Source organism: Burkholderia sp. Bp9143 (assembly GCF_003853645.1).
In the GTDB taxonomy this organism is placed as follows: Bacteria; Pseudomonadota; Gammaproteobacteria; order Burkholderiales; family Burkholderiaceae; genus Burkholderia.
In genome coordinates this window covers 36926-54008 of the sequence record NZ_QTPO01000006.1, presented here as the reverse complement: position 1 = coordinate 54008, position 17083 = coordinate 36926, and the positions used below count along the sequence as shown (strand labels likewise).

15 protein-coding genes are annotated in these 17083 nt (G+C 67.0%); 14 read left to right on the top strand and 1 reads right to left on the bottom strand.

The window, feature by feature from the left end; genetic code table 11:
* From hpnK to DIE23_RS05840, 14 genes are all read left to right on the top strand, one after another.
* Positions 1-885, top strand: a complete 885-nt coding sequence (gene hpnK, locus DIE23_RS05915) for a hopanoid biosynthesis-associated protein HpnK (RefSeq protein WP_124611259.1) — start codon at positions 1-3, stop codon at positions 883-885.
* Positions 882-1922: a lysylphosphatidylglycerol synthase domain-containing protein gene (locus tag DIE23_RS05910; RefSeq protein ID WP_124611258.1), complete on the top strand. Its 1041-nt coding sequence runs from the start codon at positions 882-884 to the stop codon at positions 1920-1922. Before hpnK ends, DIE23_RS05910 begins: the two co-directional genes overlap by 4 nt.
* An 86-nt stretch (positions 1923-2008) precedes the next feature.
* Positions 2009-2566, top strand: a complete 558-nt coding sequence (locus DIE23_RS05905) for a hypothetical protein (RefSeq protein ID WP_124611257.1) — start codon at positions 2009-2011, stop codon at positions 2564-2566.
* A gap of 266 nt (positions 2567-2832) precedes the next feature.
* Positions 2833-3522, top strand: coding sequence for an ABC transporter permease (locus tag DIE23_RS05900; protein WP_057927803.1), 690 nt, complete (start codon positions 2833-2835; stop codon positions 3520-3522).
* Positions 3519-4232 carry an ABC transporter permease gene (locus DIE23_RS05895; RefSeq protein WP_044849122.1) on the top strand — a complete coding sequence of 238 codons (714 nt, stop codon included), beginning with the start codon at positions 3519-3521 and terminating at the stop codon, positions 4230-4232. Before DIE23_RS05900 ends, DIE23_RS05895 begins: the two co-directional genes overlap by 4 nt.
* A 21-nt stretch (positions 4233-4253) precedes the next feature.
* The gene (locus DIE23_RS05890; protein WP_124611256.1) at positions 4254-5054 is read left to right on the top strand and encodes an ABC transporter ATP-binding protein; all 801 of its coding nucleotides are present in this window, start codon (positions 4254-4256) and stop codon (positions 5052-5054) included.
* Between the two features lie 21 nt (positions 5055-5075).
* Positions 5076-6119, top strand: coding sequence for a GlxA family transcriptional regulator (locus DIE23_RS05885; RefSeq protein WP_124611255.1), 1044 nt, complete (start codon positions 5076-5078; stop codon positions 6117-6119).
* A 947-nt stretch (positions 6120-7066) separates the two neighbouring features.
* Positions 7067-8299, top strand: coding sequence for an aspartate aminotransferase family protein (locus DIE23_RS05875; protein ID WP_124611254.1), 1233 nt, complete (start codon positions 7067-7069; stop codon positions 8297-8299).
* 30 nt (positions 8300-8329) lie between these two features.
* The gene (gene aruF, locus DIE23_RS05870; protein WP_124611253.1) at positions 8330-9382 is read left to right on the top strand and encodes an arginine/ornithine succinyltransferase subunit alpha; all 1053 of its coding nucleotides are present in this window, start codon (positions 8330-8332) and stop codon (positions 9380-9382) included.
* Positions 9379-10425, top strand: a complete 1047-nt coding sequence (gene astA, locus DIE23_RS05865) for an arginine N-succinyltransferase (protein WP_124611252.1) — start codon at positions 9379-9381, stop codon at positions 10423-10425. The genes aruF and astA overlap by 4 nt, the downstream gene beginning before the upstream one ends.
* A gap of 7 nt (positions 10426-10432) precedes the next feature.
* The gene (astD, locus tag DIE23_RS05860) at positions 10433-11896 is read left to right on the top strand and encodes a succinylglutamate-semialdehyde dehydrogenase (RefSeq protein WP_124611251.1); all 1464 of its coding nucleotides are present in this window, start codon (positions 10433-10435) and stop codon (positions 11894-11896) included.
* Between the two features lie 14 nt (positions 11897-11910).
* Entirely contained in the window at positions 11911-13251 is a 1341-nt protein-coding gene (gene astB / locus DIE23_RS05855; RefSeq protein WP_124611250.1) for an N-succinylarginine dihydrolase, read from the top strand.
* Between the two features lie 7 nt (positions 13252-13258).
* Entirely contained in the window at positions 13259-14299 is a 1041-nt protein-coding gene (gene astE / locus DIE23_RS05850; RefSeq protein ID WP_185646391.1) for a succinylglutamate desuccinylase, read from the top strand.
* 354 nt (positions 14300-14653) lie between these two features.
* Positions 14654-15448 (top strand): ABC transporter substrate-binding protein, encoded by a 795-nt coding sequence (locus DIE23_RS05840; protein WP_124611248.1) that lies wholly within the window; start codon positions 14654-14656, stop codon positions 15446-15448.
* 114 nt (positions 15449-15562) lie between these two features.
* Here DIE23_RS05840 and DIE23_RS05835 read toward each other — a convergent pair whose 3' ends face one another.
* The gene (locus tag DIE23_RS05835) at positions 15563-17068 is read right to left on the bottom strand and encodes an HDOD domain-containing protein (RefSeq protein ID WP_124611247.1); all 1506 of its coding nucleotides are present in this window, start codon (positions 17066-17068) and stop codon (positions 15563-15565) included.
* Positions 17069-17083: the final 15 nt, after the last annotated feature.

The following is a 17083-nucleotide window of genomic DNA, read 5'->3' as shown; positions in this document are numbered from 1 at the left end:
GTGTCGACGCAGCGGGCGGCGCGGGCGCTGATCTTCACCGCGGACGACTTCGGGCTGCATCCGCGCGTCAACGCGGCGGTCGAGCGCGCGCATCGCGACGGCGTGCTGAACGCCGCGAGCCTGATGGTCGGTGCGCCCGCGGCGCAGGATGCGATCGAACGCGCGCGGCGCCTGCCGTCGCTCGCGGTCGGCCTGCATCTGGTCCTCGCGGACGGGCCGGCCACGCTGCCCGCGCATGAGATATCCGCGCTCGTCGGCCGCGACGGGCGGTTCGGCGATGCGATGGCGAAGGACGGCTGTCGCTTCTTCTTCCTGCCGCACGTACGTGCGCAGCTGCGCCGCGAGATTCGCGCGCAGTTCGACGCGTTCGCGGCGAGCGGTCTGCCGCTCGACCACGTGAACGCGCACAAGCATTTCCACCTGCATCCGACCGTGCTGTCGATGATCATCGAGATCGGCCGCGACTACGGGCTGCGCGCGGTGCGGCTGCCGTACGAAACGAGTGCGCCCGCGCTGCTCAAGCCGTGGATCGCGCTGGTGCGTGCCCGGCTCGACCGCGCGGGGCTCGCGCACAACGACTACGTGGTCGGGATCGAGCATACGGGCGCGATGGACGAGGCGGTGCTGCTCGACGCGCTCGCGGCGCTGCCGCCCGGTGTCGGCGAGATCTACTGTCATCCGGCGGAAGCCGGCGGCGGCCCGATCACGCCGACGATGGCCGCTTACCGGCCGGTCGACGAACTGGATGCGCTGCTGTCGCCGCGCGTCGCGGCCGCGCTGAAGGCGGCGGGCGTCGCGACCGGCGGCTTTGCGGACGTGTTCGGCCAACCCGTGGTGCGGCGCGGCACGCACCCGTCGCGCGAAGCGGGGGCGCGGCCGTCATGACCAAGTGGATCAAATGGCTCGGCTGGCCGATCGGCATCGGAATCCTGCTTGCACTCGGGCTGCACGAAGGCGTCGGCGACGTGTCGCGGATGCTCGAGCGCGCCGGCTTCGCGTTGCTGTGGCTCGTGCCGTTCCACGCGCTGCCGCTGCTGCTCGACGCGTATGCGTGGCACCAGTTGCTCGACCGGCGCGCGTCGCTGTCGTTCCTGTGGTGGGTGGCGACCGTGCGCGAAGCGGTGAACCGGCTGCTGCCGGTGGTCGGCATCGGCGGCGAGCTGGTCGGGATCCGGATGGCGCGTTGGCAGGTGCCCGACGCGAGCCGCGTGACCGCGTCGGTGATCGTCGAGGTGCTGGTGACGATCGTCGTCCAGTATGCGTTCGCGGCGCTCGGTCTCGTGCTGCTGCTCGCGACGACGCACGACATGGGCGGCGGCACGATCGGCCTCGCGCTGCTGCTGACGCTGCCGTTGCCGGTGCTCGGCGTCGTGCTGATGCGGCGCGGCGGGATCTTCCATGCGATCGAGCGGTTCGCGGGGCGTCTGCTCGGCGATTCGCACCGGTTGCTGCAGGGCGTCGACGGCCGCCGCCTCGACGGCGACATCGACGCGCTGATGTCGCGCACGGCGCTGTTGTTCAGCGCGTTCTTCTGGCAGCTGTCCGGCTATGTGCTCGGCGCGCTCGAAATTTACTGGGCGCTCGCGCTGCTCGGCCATCCGGTATCGATCGGCGGCGCGATCGCGATCGAGGCGATGACGCAGGCCGTGCGGCATGCGGCGTTCATGGTGCCGGGCGGTCTCGGCGTGCAGGAGGCGACCGTCGTGCTGCTCGCGCAGATGTTCGGCGTCGATCGCGAGACGGCGCTGTCGCTCGCGCTGGTCAAGCGCGGCCGCGAGGTGCTGTTCGGCTGCCTGGCGCTCGGTTCGTGGCAGCTTGCCGAACTGGCGCGCACGCGCCGCCGGATCAAGGCCGTGCCGGCCGGGGCGCGCGCCCCGCAGGCGAGCCGCGAGGCCGAGGTGCAAACCGAAACGATGCATTGAACACGAGACGGGCCGCGCGCCCGTCTCGCGCTTTTGGCGTTGCGCGGGTATCCTTGCCGCGTGTTTCTCGACGCGCATTTCTTCCGATGATTTTCCGTTTCCGGCTACTTCCCGTGACGATGCTGGCTGCCGCGCTGGCGCTGACCGGCTGCGACGACAAGCAAGGCAATCTCGACGTGCAACGTATCAGGGACTTTTTCAACGCGATCAAGCCGGCACCGCTGCTGCTCAAGGGGCTGAAGGCCGGCGTATCGACCGAAGCCGACGTGCGCGCCACGATGGGCAAGCCCGAGACGGAGCGCGCCTTCACCGACGGCTCGAAGCGCCTCGAATATCCGCGCGGCCCGATGGGCAACCAGACCTGGTTCGTCGACCTCGACCCGAACGGGTACTACATGGGCGCGACGCAAGTGCTGACCGCCGAGAACTTCGCGAAGGTGCGTCCCGGGATGACCGAGGACGAGGTGCGGCGCCTGCTCGGCAAGCCGGGCGACATCGCGCAGTACCCGCTGAAACCCGAGACGGTGTGGAGCTGGCGCTGGCTCGAGGACGGCGTGAACACCGACGCATTCTTCAACGTCCATTTCGGCCCGGACGGGCTTGTCTATACGACTTCGCGCTCCGACATCCTGAAAGGGCGGTGAGACCGCCTGCGGCGCTATATCGAAAAAGCGACCGGAAAATTGCAAAAAGTCCGCTTCCCTGCGTGTCATCAGACTGTCAGGAAGCGGCTTTTTTCCTTTTGAAACAGCGCTGTAGGCCGTGCCCGCAAATGGTGGGATGAATTGCTGCGACGCAGCAAGCGCGTGCACGGTGATTTGAGGCAATCAATTTCGCTTGCGACTATCCGCGTCAGCCCGGCGCGGGACAGGATTTCGCGCCGGTTTTCATATCAACACTGGAGACGCGCGTGTTCCTTTACGGCTTTGGTCCTGTCCTCTGGGCCGGCACCGTGCAGACCATCGAGCTGTCGGTGCTGTCGCTCGCCGCTGCGGTGGCGCTGGGGCTGATCGGCGCGGTGGCGAAGCTGTCGCATAACCGGGTGGTGCGAGCGATCGCGACCGGTTATACGACGCTGATCCGCTCGGTGCCCGATCTCGTCCTGATGCTGCTGTTGTTCTACAGCATCCAGATCTGGCTGAACCAGTTCACCGATCTCGTCGGCTGGGACCAGATCGACATCGACCCGTTCGTCGCCGGCGTGCTGACGCTCGGCTTCATCTACGGCGCGTACTTCACCGAGACGTTCCGCGGTGCGTTCCTGTCGGTGCCGCGCGGCCAGCTCGAGGCCGGCGCGGCTTACGGGATGAGCGGGATGCGCGTGTTCGTGCGGATCATGTTTCCGCAGATGATGCGATTCGCGCTGCCGGGCATCGGCAACAACTGGCAGGTGCTCGTGAAGGCGACCGCGCTGGTGTCGATCATCGGCCTCGCGGACGTCGTGAAGGCCGCGCAGGACGCCGGCAAGAGCACATTCAACATGTTCTTCTTCATCCTCATTGCGGCGCTGATCTACCTCGCGATCACGACCGTTTCCAACCTCGTGCTGATCCAGCTCGAGAAGCGTTATTCCATGGGTGTGCGGCACGCAGAACTATGATCGAGATCCTCCAGGAATTCGGCCAGGCGTTCCTTTACTGGGACGGCCAGCGCCTCTCCGGCCTTGCGGTGACGCTGTGGCTGCTCGTCGCGTCGATTTCGCTCGGCTTCGTATGCGCGGTGCCGCTCGCGGTCGCGCGCGTGTCGAAGAAGAAGTGGCTGTCGATGCCGGTGCGGTTCTACACGTACGTGTTCCGCGGCACACCGCTCTACGTGCAGCTGCTGTTGCTGTACACGGGTATGTACAGCCTCGAGTTCGTGCGATCGCACTCGCTGCTCGACGCGTTCTTCAGGAGCGGCTTCAACTGCGCGATCCTCGCGTTCGCGCTGAACACCTGCGCGTACACGACCGAGATCTTCGCGGGCGCGATTCGCGCGATCCCGCACGGCGAGGTCGAGGCGGCGCGTGCCTACGGGATGTCGCCGTTCACGATGTACCGCCGGGTGATCCTGCCGTCGGCGCTGCGCCGTGCGCTGCCGCTGTACAGCAACGAGGTGATCCTGATGCTGCACGCGACCACCGTTGCATTCACGGCGACCGTGCCCGACATCCTGAAGGTCGCGCGCGACGCCAATTCCGCGACCTACATGGCGTTCCAGTCGTTCGGAATCGCCGCGCTGATCTATCTTGCGGTATCGTTCGCACTCGTCGCGGCATTTCGCCGGGCGGAGCGCCACTGGCTCGCGTATCTCGCGGCCGGCCGTCATTGATTTCACTTCGAGGAGAGCCAGTTGGCCGAGATCACTCAAACGAGCGCGTCCGCTTCCGTCAAGCTTGCCGCGGTCGACATTCACAAGCGCTATGGCGATAACGAGGTGCTCAAGGGCGTGTCGCTGAACGCGAAGGCCGGCGACGTCATCAGCATCATCGGCGCCAGCGGTTCGGGCAAGAGCACGTTCCTGCGCTGCATCAATTTTCTCGAGCGGCCGAATGCGGGGCAGATCGTCGTCGACGGCGAGGCCGTGCGCACGAAGACCGACCGCGCCGGTGCGCTCGAGGTCGCCGATCACAAGCAGTTGCAGCGTATCCGCACCAAGCTCGCGATGGTGTTCCAGCACTTCAATCTGTGGGCGCACATGAACGTGCTCGAGAACGTGATGGAAGCGCCGGTGCACGTGCTCGGCATTTCGAAGAAGGAAGCCGAGGAGCGTGCGCGCGAGTACCTGGAGAAGGTCGGCCTCGCGCCGCGCGTCGAGAAGCAGTATCCGTCGCATCTGTCGGGCGGTCAGCAGCAGCGTGTCGCGATCGCGCGGGCGCTGGCGATGCATCCGGACGTGATGCTGTTCGACGAGCCGACGTCGGCGCTCGATCCGGAGCTCGTCGGCGAAGTGCTGAAGGTGATGCAGAAGCTGGCCGAGGAAGGCCGCACGATGATCGTCGTCACGCACGAGATGGGTTTTGCGCGCAACGTGTCGAACCACGTGATGTTCCTGCATCAGGGGCGGACCGAGGAAGAGGGCGATCCGAAGGAGGTGCTGGTGCGTCCGCAGAGCGAGCGTCTGAAGCAGTTCCTGTCGGGCAGTCTCAAGTAACGCGAAGGGCGGGTTTCATACGTGGTACCGGTGTCTCGTCCCGCAGGCGCCACCCGCACGACGCAGGTGGTGATCGTTGCATTGCCGCCCGTGTCGATGTCGGGCGTGGGTCCGATCGTCGATGCGTTGCATCTCGCGAACGAGATCGACGGGCGCCTGCTGTATCGCTGGCAGGTGTGTTCGTGGGACGGGCGGCCGGTGCCGCTCGTCGGCGGGGCGCAGTGGCATGCCGATGCGGCGTTCAACGATGCGATCGCGTGCGACTGGCTGATCGTCGTGTCGGAGCGGTTTCAGCAGTTTGCCGACTATCGGTTGTTTCTCGCGAGTCTCGCGCGGGTCGGGCAGCGGACGCCGGTCGTGACCGGGATTCATCACGGCGTGTGGTGGCTCGCGATGGCCGGGCAGCTTTCCGGATATCGCGTGAGCGTGAACTGGGAGACGTATCAGCAGTTCGCCGAGCAGTTCGAGCGGTCGATCGTCACGCAGCAGATCTTCGAGATCGATCGCGATCGGGCGACCTGTGCCGGTGGGCAAGCCACCGTGGACTTCATGCTGGCCATGATCGGCCGGGAACATGGAGCGGATCTCTCGGAGCGGATTGCCGATGCGCTCGGGGCCGGGACGCTGCGGAGTGGTGAGGAGCGCCAACGGATTCCTTTTGTTACCGCGCCCGGTGAGCGACATCCTCGGTTGAATGATGCTTTGCTTTTGATGGAAGCCAATATCGAGGATCCTTTGACGACCGATGAGATCGCCGGGCTCGTTGGCGTTTCACGCCGGCAGCTGGAGCGGCTCTTTCGGCAGTATCTCGGGGCGATGCCCTCCAAGTATTACCTCAATCTCCGATTGCTCAAGGCAAGGACGCAGTTGCAGCGGACCAGCAAGTCGGTGGTTCAAGTCAGTCTTGCTTGCGGGTTTTCTTCTGCTGCGCATTTTTCCAATGCTTACCGCGAGCGGTTTGGCGTCACGCCGCGGGAAGATCGACGGGCCTGGCTCGAGAAACAGACTGGCGGCGGGAGCGAGCCTCGCGGGGGCGCGCTTGTCGAGCGCGGTGCGAAGGATTGATTTTTTTGGTGGTGCGCTTTCGTTTGGTGTGAAGCACCTGTGATCGCGTCGGTCCATTAGCGTCGCCCCTGCGCGGGGCGGCGGTTACTTTTCTTTGTCTTGCCAAAGAAAAGTAACCAAAAGAAAGGCGCTCGGATAACGCATGACCTCCCGGTGCCATAGCCCACCAAGTGGCCCTCGCCTAAGTGTCGGCGCCAGTCGGGAACCCGGAGTGGTTCGAGCAATGGTTCTGACGCGCCACACCGCCCAACAGAGCGGTATACCGCCCGCTAGCTCCGTCCTCGCTTCGCTCGGCCGACAGGTCCACACGCCCCCCTTACAACGCTGTCGATCGATTGATTTCCACAATCGCGGCGGGTGGCGCATGAATGCAATAAATTGAAATCGTCGTTGCGGTACAGCGGACACAGTACTGATTTGGGGAACTGATCAGTGGGTGCTTCATGTATGGCGCGGACGCATGAATTGCGACCGAAGAACCTTGCAGCCGAGCGTAGCGAGGATGGAGCTAGCGGGCGGTATACCGCTCCGTGGGGTAGTGAGAGGTGTCAGAACTATTGCTCGAACCACTCCGGGTTCTTTCGTGGCGCCGACACTTAGGCGAGGGCCACTCCGTGGACCATGGCACCGGGAAGTCATGCGTTATCCGGGCACCTTTCTTTTGGTTACTTTTCTTTGGCAAGACAAAGAAAAGTAACCGCCGCCCCGCGCAGGGGCGACGCTAATAGACCGACACGATCACAGGTGCTTCACGCCAACCGAAAGCGCACCACCCGAAAAGCCCCAAAATACCGCCATCCCCCAGAAGAACCACCCCCGCCGGGAGGGCAAAATAGACGGAAGAAAGCGCTTCCGATAGAACCCGTCGCAATTCCGCAAGACGCTTGCGTCACCCTTACCTAAACTTGATCCTGTTGAACCCTCTTACGAAACCGAAAGGAACGACCATGACGACCTCGACCGTGACCCGCCAGACATTCGACGAAGTGATGGTGCCGGTATTCTCCCCCGCGCCGTTCGTGCCGGACCGAGCAGAGGGTTCGCGCGTGTGGGACACGGCCGGCCGCGAATATGTGGATTTCGCCTGCGGCATCGCAGTGACGTCGCTGGGCCACGGCCACCCGGAACTGCTGAAGGTCCTGGACGAACAAGGCCGCAAGCTCTGGCACATCGGCAACGGCTACACGAACGAGCCGGTGCTGCGCCTCGCCAAGCGCCTCGAATCGCTGACCTTCGCCGACCGCGCGTTCTTCGCGAACTCGGGCGCGGAAGCCAACGAAGCCGCGCTGAAACTCGCACGCCGCGTCGCATTCGACCGCCACGGCGCCGACAAATACGAAATCGTGTCGTTCGTCCAGTCGTTCCATGGCCGCACGTTCTTCACGGTCAGCGTCGGCGGCCAGCCGAAATACTCGGAAGGCTTCGGCCCGGTGCCGGAAGGCATCAAGCACCTGCCGTTCAACGACATCGAAGCCGCGAAGGCCGCGATCGGCCCGCAAACCTGCGCGGTGATCGTCGAGCCGGTGCAGGGTGAAGGCGGCGTGATCCCGGCCGATCCGGCCTTCCTGAAGGCACTGCGCGAAGCATGCGACGCGAACGACGCACTGCTGATCTTCGACGAAGTGCAAACGGGCGTCGGCCGCACGGGCCAGTTCTACGCATACATGGACACGGGCGTCACGCCGGACATCCTCACGACCGCGAAGGCGCTCGGCAACGGCTTCCCGATCGGCGCGATGCTGACGACGAACGAACTGGCCGCGCACTTCAAGGTCGGCGTGCACGGCACGACCTACGGCGGCAACCCGCTCGCGTCGGCGATCGCGGACAAGGTCGTCGAACTGATCGGCGACCCGGCACTGCTCGAAGGCGTGCGCGAACGCAGCGTGCGGCTGAAGGGCGCGCTGGAACGCATCAACGCGCGCTTCGGCATCTTCAAGGACATCCGCGGCAAGGGCCTGCTGGTCGGCGCGGAACTCACCGCCGCATTCGACGGCCGCGCGAAGGACTTCGTCACCGCCGCCGCCGAGAACGGCCTGATCATGCTGATCGCGGGCCCGAACGTGCTGCGCTTCGTCCCGTCGCTCGTGATCCCGTTCGACCTGCTCGACGAAGGCATGAAGCGCTTCGAGAAGGCAGTCGAGCAGGTGCTCGCGGCCCAGGAAGCCACCGCGCGCTGATCGGCGCACCCATCGCAGACAGGAACGACGATGCTATTTGTTCGCCCCGGCAAACTCACGGATCTCGATGCGCTCGCGCACATGGCGCGCACCGCGCAGCCGGTCCTGCACTCGCTGCCGCACGACCGCGCGGCGCTCGAAGCGCGCGTGGCGCTCTCCGAGGATTCGTTTCGCGCGGACGTCGATTTCGCCGGCGAAGAGTTCTATCTCTTCGTGCTCGAGGATTCGTCGACGGGCAAGCTGCTCGGCACGGCGAGCATCGTGGCCGCGGCCGGCTACTCGGAACCGTTCTACGCGTTCCGCAACGATGCACTGATCCACGCATCGCGCGAGCTGCACGTGAACCGCAAGATCCACGCGCTCACGATGTCGCACGAGCTGACCGGCAAGAGCCGGCTGGCAGGCTTCTACGTCGATCCGTCGCTGCGCGGCGATGCGGCCGCGCACCTGATCTCGCGTGCGCGGATGATGTACATCGCCGCGAACCGCCGCCGCTTCACGCCGGAAGTGTTCACGCTGCTGCTCGGCGTGAGCGACAGCACGGGCGCATCGCCGTTCTGGGAAGCGGTGGGCCGCAAGTTCTTCGGCCGCGACTTCACCGACGTCGACATCGCGTCGGGCGGCCGCAGCCGCACGTTCATCGCGGAAGTGATGCCGGCGTATCCGCTCTACGTGCCGCTGCTGCCGGAAGCGGCGCAGCGCGTGCTCGGCGAGCCGAACGAAACGGCACTGCTCGCGTACGACATCCATCTCGAGGAAGGTTTCGAGCCGGACCGCTTCGTCGACATCTTCGACGCGGGCCCGGTGCTGACCGCGCAGGTCGACCGCACCGCATGCGTGAAGCACGGCGCGGAGCGCACCGTGCGCGAAGCCGCGCGTCAGCACGGCGATGTCGCGTACATGGTATCGACGGGCAGCGGCGAATCGTTCCGCTGCGTGCTGGCCGACCTGCCGGGCGACACGGCCGAGGCGCCGCTGGCCGGCGACGTGCGCGCGGCACTCGATGTGAAGGATGGCGATGTCGTGCGCTGCGTGCCGCTGCATCGCCGCGACGATGAAGAGATGAAGGGAGACGCAGCATGATCGTCGTTCGGGTCGTACAAACGGGCGACGTCGACGCGCTCGTGTCGCTCGCGAAGGAAACCGGGCCGGGCCTGACCACGTTCAAGCCCGACCGCGACGCGCTCGCCGCGCGCATCGAACGCACGCGCCGCACGCTCGCGGGCGAGGCCGCGCCGGGCGAGGCCGGCTACTTCTTCGTGATGGAAGAATCGAAGACGGGCGACATCGCGGGTGTGTGCGGGATCGAGACGCAGGTCGGCCTCGAGCAGCCGTTCTACAACTATCGCGTGAGCACGGTCGTGCACGCGAGCCAGGAGCTCGGCGTGTGGACGCGGATGTCCGCGCTGAACATCTCGCATGACCTGACGGGCTACGCGGAAGTGTGCTCGCTGTTCCTGAGCCCGCGCTATCGCACCGGCGGCGTCGGCGGCCTGCTGTCGCGCTCGCGCTTCATGTTCATCGCGCAGTTCCGCGACCGCTTCCCGGAACGCATCTGCGCGGAACTGCGCGGCCACTTCGACGAGGACGGCACGTCGCCGTTCTGGCGCGCGGTCGGTTCGCACTTCTACCAGATCGATTTCAATGCAGCCGATTACCTCAGCTCGCACGGCCGCAAGTCGTTCCTCGCGGAACTGATGCCGCGCTATCCGGTGTACGTCGACCTGCTGCCGCAGGACGCGCAGGACGCGGTCGGCCTCACGCACCGCGACACGCTGCCGGCGCGCAAGATGCTCGAGGCCGAAGGGCTGCGTTACCAGAACCACGTCGACATCTTCGACGCGGGCCCGGTGCTCGAATGCCACGTCAACGACCTGCGCACGGTGCGCGAGAGCGTCGTCGTGCCGGTCGCGATCGGCGTGCCGGACGCGCGTGAAGACGCAGGGAGCGGCCATCCGCCGAGGTCGCTCGTGTCGAACACGTCGCTGAACGATTTCCGCGTCGGCGTCGCGCCGGGCGTGGTCGCGAACGGTTCGTTCGTGCTGTCGGCCGACGACGCCGTCGCGCTCGACGTGAAGGCCGGCGATCCGGTCCGCGTGCTGCCGCTCAAAGTCAAACAGGGATAAACGAATCATGACGGAACTCTTCATCGACGGCGCCTGGGTCGCAGGCTCGGGCCCCGTCTTCGCTTCGCGCAACCCGGGCACCGACGCGATCGCATGGCAGGGCGACAGCGCATCGGCGGCCGACGTCGACCGTGCGGTCGCGAGTGCGCGCCGTGCGTTCGCCGGCTGGTCGGCGCTCGACTTCGATGCGCGCTGCGCGATCGTCAAGCGCTTCGCGGCGCTGCTCACCGAGCGCAAGGAAGCGATCGCCACGGCGATCGGCCGCGAGACGGGCAAGCCGCTGTGGGAAGCGCGCACCGAAGTCGCGGCGATGGCCGCGAAGGTCGGCATCTCGATCCAGGCCTACCAGGAACGCACCGGCGAGAAGCGCCAGGACATGGCCGACGGCGTCGCGGTACTTCGCCATCGTCCGCACGGCGTCGTCGCGGTGTTCGGCCCGTACAACTTCCCCGGCCACTTGCCGAACGGCCATATCGTGCCGGCGCTGATCGCGGGCAACACGGTCGTGTTCAAGCCGTCGGAACTCGCACCGGGCGTCGCGCGCGCGACGGTCGAGGTGTGGCAGGAAGCCGGGCTGCCGGCCGGCGTGCTGAACCTCGTGCAGGGCGAGAAGGACACGGGCATCGCCCTCGCGAATCACCGGCAGATCGACGGCCTCTTCTTCACCGGCAGCTCGGATACCGGCACGCTGCTGCACAAGCAGTTCGGCGGCCGTCCGGAAATCGTGCTCGCGCTCGAGATGGGCGGCAACAACCCGCTCGTGATCGGCGAAGTCGAGGACATCGACGCGGCCGTGCATCACACGATCCAGTCGGCGTTCCTGTCGGCCGGCCAGCGCTGCACGTGCGCACGCCGCATCTTCGTGCCGCAGGGCGCGTTCGGCGACCGCTTCCTCGCACGCTTCGCCGACGTCACGTCGAAGATCACGGCCGACGTGTTCGACGCCGATCCGCAGCCGTTCATGGGCGCGGTGATCTCGGCACGCGCGGCCGCGAAGCTCGTCGACGCGCAGTCGCGCCTGGTCGAGCAGGGCGCCAAGCCGATCATCGCGATGACGCAGCGCGATCCGCGCCTGGGCTTCGTGAACGCGTCGATCATCGACGTGACCGGCGTGGCGAACCTGCCCGACGAAGAGCACTTCGGCCCGCTCGCGCAGATCGTCCGCTACGCGACGTTCGACGAAGCGATCGAGCGCGCGAACGACACGGCGTTCGGCCTGTCCGCCGGCCTGCTGGCCGACGACGCGCACGCATGGGACCACTTCCGCCGCACGATCCGTGCGGGGATCGTCAACTGGAACCGTCCGACCAACGGCGCATCGTCCGCCGCGCCGTTCGGCGGCACGGGCCGCTCGGGCAACCATCGGCCGAGCGCGTACTACGCGGCCGACTATTGCGCGTATCCGATGGCGTCGGTGGAAAGCACCCAACTGACCTTGCCCGCGAGCCTGTCGCCGGGCCTGCATTTCTGATCGAGGGAACGACGATGAACGCACAAGAAGCCAATTTCGACGGACTCGTCGGTCCGACCCACAACTATGCCGGGCTGTCGTTCGGCAACGTGGCGTCGCTCAACAACGAGAAGTCGGCCGCGAACCCGAAGGCCGCCGCGAAGCAGGGGCTGCGCAAGATGAAGCAACTCGCGGATCTCGGCTTCGCGCAAGGCGTGCTGCCGCCGCAGGAGCGCCCGTCGCTGCGCCTGTTGCGCGAGCTCGGCTTCTCCGGCAAGGACGCGGACGTGATCGCGAAGGCCGCGAAGCAGGCGCCGGAACTGCTCGCCGCGGCGAGCTCGGCGTCGGCGATGTGGACCGCGAACGCGGCGACCGTCAGCCCGTCGGCCGACACGAGCGACGGCCGCGTGCACTTCACGCCGGCCAACCTGTGCAGCAAGCTGCATCGCGCGATCGAGCACGAAGCGACGCGCCGTACGCTGTCGACGCTGTTCGCCGATCCCGCGCATTTCGCGGTGCATGAGGCGCTGACGGGCACGCCGGCACTCGGCGACGAAGGCGCGGCGAACCATACGCGCTTTTGCGCGGAATACGGCAAGCCGGGCGTCGAGTTCTTCGTGTACGGCCGCGCGGAATACCGCCGCGGCCCGGAGCCGAAGCGCTTCCCGGCGCGCCAGACCTTCGAGGCGAGCCGCGCGGTCGCGCATCGCCACGGTCTCGCCGAAACGGCGACGGTCTATGCGCAGCAGGATCCGGACGTGATCGATGCGGGCGTGTTCCACAACGACGTGATTTCGGTCGGCAACCGCGACACGCTGTTCACGCACGAGCGCGCGTTCGTCAACAAGCAGGCGATCTACGACACGCTGACGGCCACGCTCGACGCGCGCGGCGCGCGGCTGAACGTGATCGAGGTGCCCGATGCGGCCGTCAGCGTGAACGATGCGGTGACGTCGTACCTGTTCAACAGCCAGCTGCTGTCGCGCGCGGACGGCTCGCAGGTGCTCGTCGTGCCGCAGGAGTGCCGCGAGAACGCGAACGTCGCCGCTTATCTCGACCAGCTCGCGGCCGGCAATGGCCCGATCAGCGACGTGCTCGTGTTCGACCTGCGCGAAAGCATGAAGAACGGCGGCGGCCCCGCGTGCCTGCGCCTGCGCGTCGTGCTGAACGACGCCGAACGTGCGGCCGTCACGTCGAACGTGTGGATCAACGACACGCTGTTCGCATCGCTCGACGCGTGGATCGAAAAGCACTACCGCGACCGTCTCGCACCGGAAGACCTCGCCGATCCGACGCTGCTCGACGAATCGCGCACGGCGCTCGACGAGCTCACGCAGATCCTGCGCGTCGGGTCGCTGTATGACTTCCAGCGCTGAGTCCCGCATGTCGGCCGCCGCACTGCTCGACGACTTCCTCGCGTTCACGCTCGCGGGTGACACGCCGGCCGTGAAGGACGGCGCGTGCGCGGACGGCGCGGTGCGCTGGCAATGGCTCGGCGACGGGCTGCTCGAACTCGAGCCGGCGGGTGACGATGCAGGGCGCGCGAGCGTGCTCGTGTCGGCCGGCGTGCATGGCGACGAGACCGCGCCGATCGAGCTGCTGTCAATGCTCGTGCGCGATCTTGCCGCGGGTACGCTGCCGCTCGCGTGCCGATTGCTCGTCGTGCTCGGCAACGTGCCGGCGATGCGTGCGGGCGAACGCTATCTCGACGACGACCTGAACCGCCTGTTCAGCGGCCGTCATGCGCAAGTGCCGACGAGCCGCGAAGCGCCGCGCGCGGCGCAGCTCGAAGCGGCGGCCGCCGCGTTCTTCGCGGCCGCGCCGGCGGGCGGTGCGCGCTGGCACGTCGACATGCACACGGCGATCCGCGCATCGGTGTTCGAGCAGTTCGCGCTGCTGCCGCACACGGGCACGCCGCCAACCCGCAGGATGATCGAATGGCTCGGCGACGCGCGCATCGCGGCCGTGCTGCTGCATACCGCGAAAGGCAACACGTATTCGCATTACACGGCCGAGCAGTGCGGCACGCTCGCGTGCACGCTCGAACTCGGCAAGGTGCGGCCGTTCGGCCAGAACGACCTGTCGCGCTTCGCGCCGGTGGACCGTGCGGTGCGCAAGCTGGTCTCGGGCGCAACGCGTGACGTCGACGCGCGGGGCGGCCATCCGTCGTTGCCGCGCGTGTTCACCGTGATCGACCAGATCACGAAGCGGAGCGACGCGCTCGAGCTGTTCGTCGCGGCCGACGTCGCGAACTTCACCGCGTTCGCGCGCGGCACCGTGCTCGCGCAGGACGGCGACTACCGCTACACGGTGAATCACGACGAGGAGCGCATCGTGTTTCCGAATCCGACCGTGAAGCCGGGTTTGCGCGCGGGCCTGCTCGTCATCGACACGACACGCGACACGCTTGCCGCACTCGTCTGAACGATGACCGGTTGCGCGCGGCCGCGGCGACCCGCGGCGCGCGCACCGTTCCCGCGGCATCTCCCTATGCGTCGACGCCCGCATGCCGGGCAGACGGCCCGCGCGTCGCGCTTGCGTATTTGCGACATCGTCTTGCAAGTTCGACGGCGCACCTGGCCGTCATCGCGCACGCAGCGCAGCATCGCGTGCAGGCGGCCGCTTTACCGTATCGGGCCGCCCGGATTGGTACAATCGCGGCCTTGCGGCTGTTGCGCCGCATCAAGGCGCGGCATCGGGATTGTCGTTGTCATCCGACCCTGCAATGATGCATGCGCCCGTAGTTCCGGAACATTCGAGTATCGAGGAGAACACCTGATGAAGTTGGATTGGCGTAAAGTGGCCGCGCACGCGGTAGTGGCGGCCTCGGCCGTGGCGGCAGGCAGCGCGATGGCGGCGGATCTGAAGGAGATCCGGTTCGGCGTCGAGGCCTCGTACGCGCCGTTCGAATACAAGACGCCCGACGGCAAGCTGACCGGCTTCGACATCGACATCGGCAACGCGGTGTGCGCGAAGCTGAAGACGAAGTGCGTGTGGGTCGAGAACGACTTCGACGGCCTGATCCCCGCGCTGCAGGCGCGCAAGTTCGACGCGATCAACTCGGACATGACGATCACCGATCAGCGCAAGCACGCGATCGCGTTCACCGATCCGATCTACACGATCCCGAACCAGCTGATCGCGAAGCAGGGCGGCGGCCTCCAGCCGACCCCGCAAGCGCTGAAGGGCAAGCGCGTCGGCGTGCTGCAGGGCACGATCCAGGAAGCGTATGCGAAGAAGAAGTGGGCGCCGGCCGGCGTCGAAGTCGTGCCGTACCAGACGCAGGACCTGGCGTACGCCGACCTGAAGTCGGGCCGTCTCGACGCGACGTTCCAGGATTCGGAAGCGGGCTCGAAGGGCTTCCTGTCGAAGCCACAAGGCCAGGGCTTCGGCTTCGCCGGCGGCACGGTCAGCGATGCAGAGATCCTCGGCTCGGGCGTCGGCTTCGGCCTGCGCAAGAACGACGCGGCGCTGAAGACCGCGCTCGATCAGGCACTGAAGGAACTGAAGGCCGACGGCACGATCGACAACCTCGCGAAGAAGTACTTCAGCGTGCCGGTCACGCTCAAGTAAGCGTTTCGATCCGTCGTACGATGCAGCCGGCCGCTTTCGCGGCCGGTTTGCATTTGGGGCGCCGCAACGCGCACGCAGGCCGGCGGGGCGGCCGCGGGTTGCGTGCGGCTTGCGTCACGCGGGGAAGAACCGCCCCAGTTCGCGCGCGAGCTCGTTGAGCACGCTCATCTCCTGCTGCGTGATCTTGCGCGCGGGCTGCGCGCCGGCCCAGTCGCCGTACAGCAGGCCGACGGTCGTCGTGCCGACGCGCACCGGCAGCAGCACGAACGCGCGCGTGTCGGGAAACGCATCGAGGTACCACGCGGGCAGGCGCTTCACCATCTTCGGGTCCTGCGCCTGCTCGATGAAGATGCCGACCGAGTTCGTGATCGCGAGATGGAACACGTCCGGCTCGAAGCGCTCGTCGAAGCACAGCCGGTCGAGCGCCGCATCGACGTCCGGGCCGAAGCCGAGACGCGCGGCGAACGCACCGTCTGCCCGGCGCACGAACATCACGGTGCGCGTGAACGCGAGGCCCGCGAGCAGGCTTTCCGACGCGAGTGCGAGCACCGGCGTCAGCACGTGTTCGGACGGCAGCGCGCGCAGGTCGGCGAGGCCGGCCTCGAGGCAGGCCTCGGGATCGGGCTGCGCCCGCGCGATCGCGTCGGCGTTCGCGCGCAGCTCGACGATCTCGCGCATCACGGTGTCGCTCGCTTCCTCGCGTGCGAGCCGGTCGGCGATTTCCACCAGCGCGTCGGCGTCGATTTCCAGCTCCTGCCCATAGTGCTGCGAGAGCACCGCGATGTGCGCGTCGCGCTGCGGGCCCGCGGGCATCGCGAGCGCACCGGCGACATCGGTCGAGCAGCGGCTCACCGCGCGCAGCCAGCGCACGCGGTCGTCGTCGGCGCAGGCGTCACGGGGCTGCTGGCGGTCGTCGTCGGCGTCGTCCTCGTCGAGGCTGGCGGCGTGCGCGGTGCGGCCGTCGCCGTCGGCCATCCCGGCGCGGATCACGTCGGGCAGCCGCCAGCTCGCGGCGGCCTCGAGACCGATCTCGTCGAAGCCGACGCCGAGCACGTCGATGCACGCGGCCGCATCGTCGCCGTCCAGCTCGGCGGCGCGACGACGGATCCGGTCCCATTCGCTGTCGAGATAGCAGACCACCAGCAGTTTGCCGACCTGGCGCATCAGCGTGCAGACGACGGCTTCCTCGCCGCCGCGCAGCTCCGCATGCTCGGTGAGCTTGCGGGCGACGCAGCCGGACAGCAGCGCGCGGTTCAGCTCGAGTTTCGCGTCGATACGGCGCGGCGTGCTTTGGTGGAAATGGTCGACGAGCTTCAGCCCGACGACGAGATGGCCGACTGTGTCCATGCCGAGCACCATCAGTGCTCGCGTGACGGTCGTGATGTTGCCGCCGAACGCCATGTACATCGCGGAATTGGCAAGCCGCAGGACTTTCTGCGTGAGCGCGAAATCCGACAGCACGACGCGCACGAGCGCGGTGAAGTCGAGGTCGTCGTTCTTCATGGCGGCCATCGTCGCGCGCAGCGATTCCGACAGCAGCGGGAAGTCGCCCCGTTCGTTCATCCGGGCCCACAGCTTGTCGAGCAGCGCCGTGCGGGGCAGGTGTGCGGTGATTGACATACGGATCTATCCGGT

What these genes read in the sequence shown, in the direction of transcription:
- astE (WP_185646391.1), top strand. Translation starts at nt 13,259, where the DNA reads ATGTCGGCCGCCGCACTGCTCGACGACTTCCTCGCGTTCACGCTCGCG.
- DIE23_RS05840 (WP_124611248.1), top strand. Translation starts at nt 14,654, where the DNA reads ATGAAGTTGGATTGGCGTAAAGTGGCCGCGCACGCGGTAGTGGCGGCC.
- DIE23_RS05895 (WP_044849122.1), top strand. Translation starts at nt 3,519, where the DNA reads ATGATCGAGATCCTCCAGGAATTCGGCCAGGCGTTCCTTTACTGGGAC.
- astA (WP_124611252.1), top strand. Translation starts at nt 9,379, where the DNA reads ATGATCGTCGTTCGGGTCGTACAAACGGGCGACGTCGACGCGCTCGTG.
- astD (WP_124611251.1), top strand. Translation starts at nt 10,433, where the DNA reads ATGACGGAACTCTTCATCGACGGCGCCTGGGTCGCAGGCTCGGGCCCC.
- DIE23_RS05910 (WP_124611258.1), top strand. Translation starts at nt 882, where the DNA reads ATGACCAAGTGGATCAAATGGCTCGGCTGGCCGATCGGCATCGGAATC.
- DIE23_RS05835 (WP_124611247.1), bottom strand. Translation starts at nt 17,068, where the DNA reads ATGTCAATCACCGCACACCTGCCCCGCACGGCGCTGCTCGACAAGCTG.
- DIE23_RS05905 (WP_124611257.1), top strand. Translation starts at nt 2,009, where the DNA reads ATGATTTTCCGTTTCCGGCTACTTCCCGTGACGATGCTGGCTGCCGCG.
- DIE23_RS05875 (WP_124611254.1), top strand. Translation starts at nt 7,067, where the DNA reads ATGACGACCTCGACCGTGACCCGCCAGACATTCGACGAAGTGATGGTG.
- aruF (WP_124611253.1), top strand. Translation starts at nt 8,330, where the DNA reads ATGCTATTTGTTCGCCCCGGCAAACTCACGGATCTCGATGCGCTCGCG.
- astB (WP_124611250.1), top strand. Translation starts at nt 11,911, where the DNA reads ATGAACGCACAAGAAGCCAATTTCGACGGACTCGTCGGTCCGACCCAC.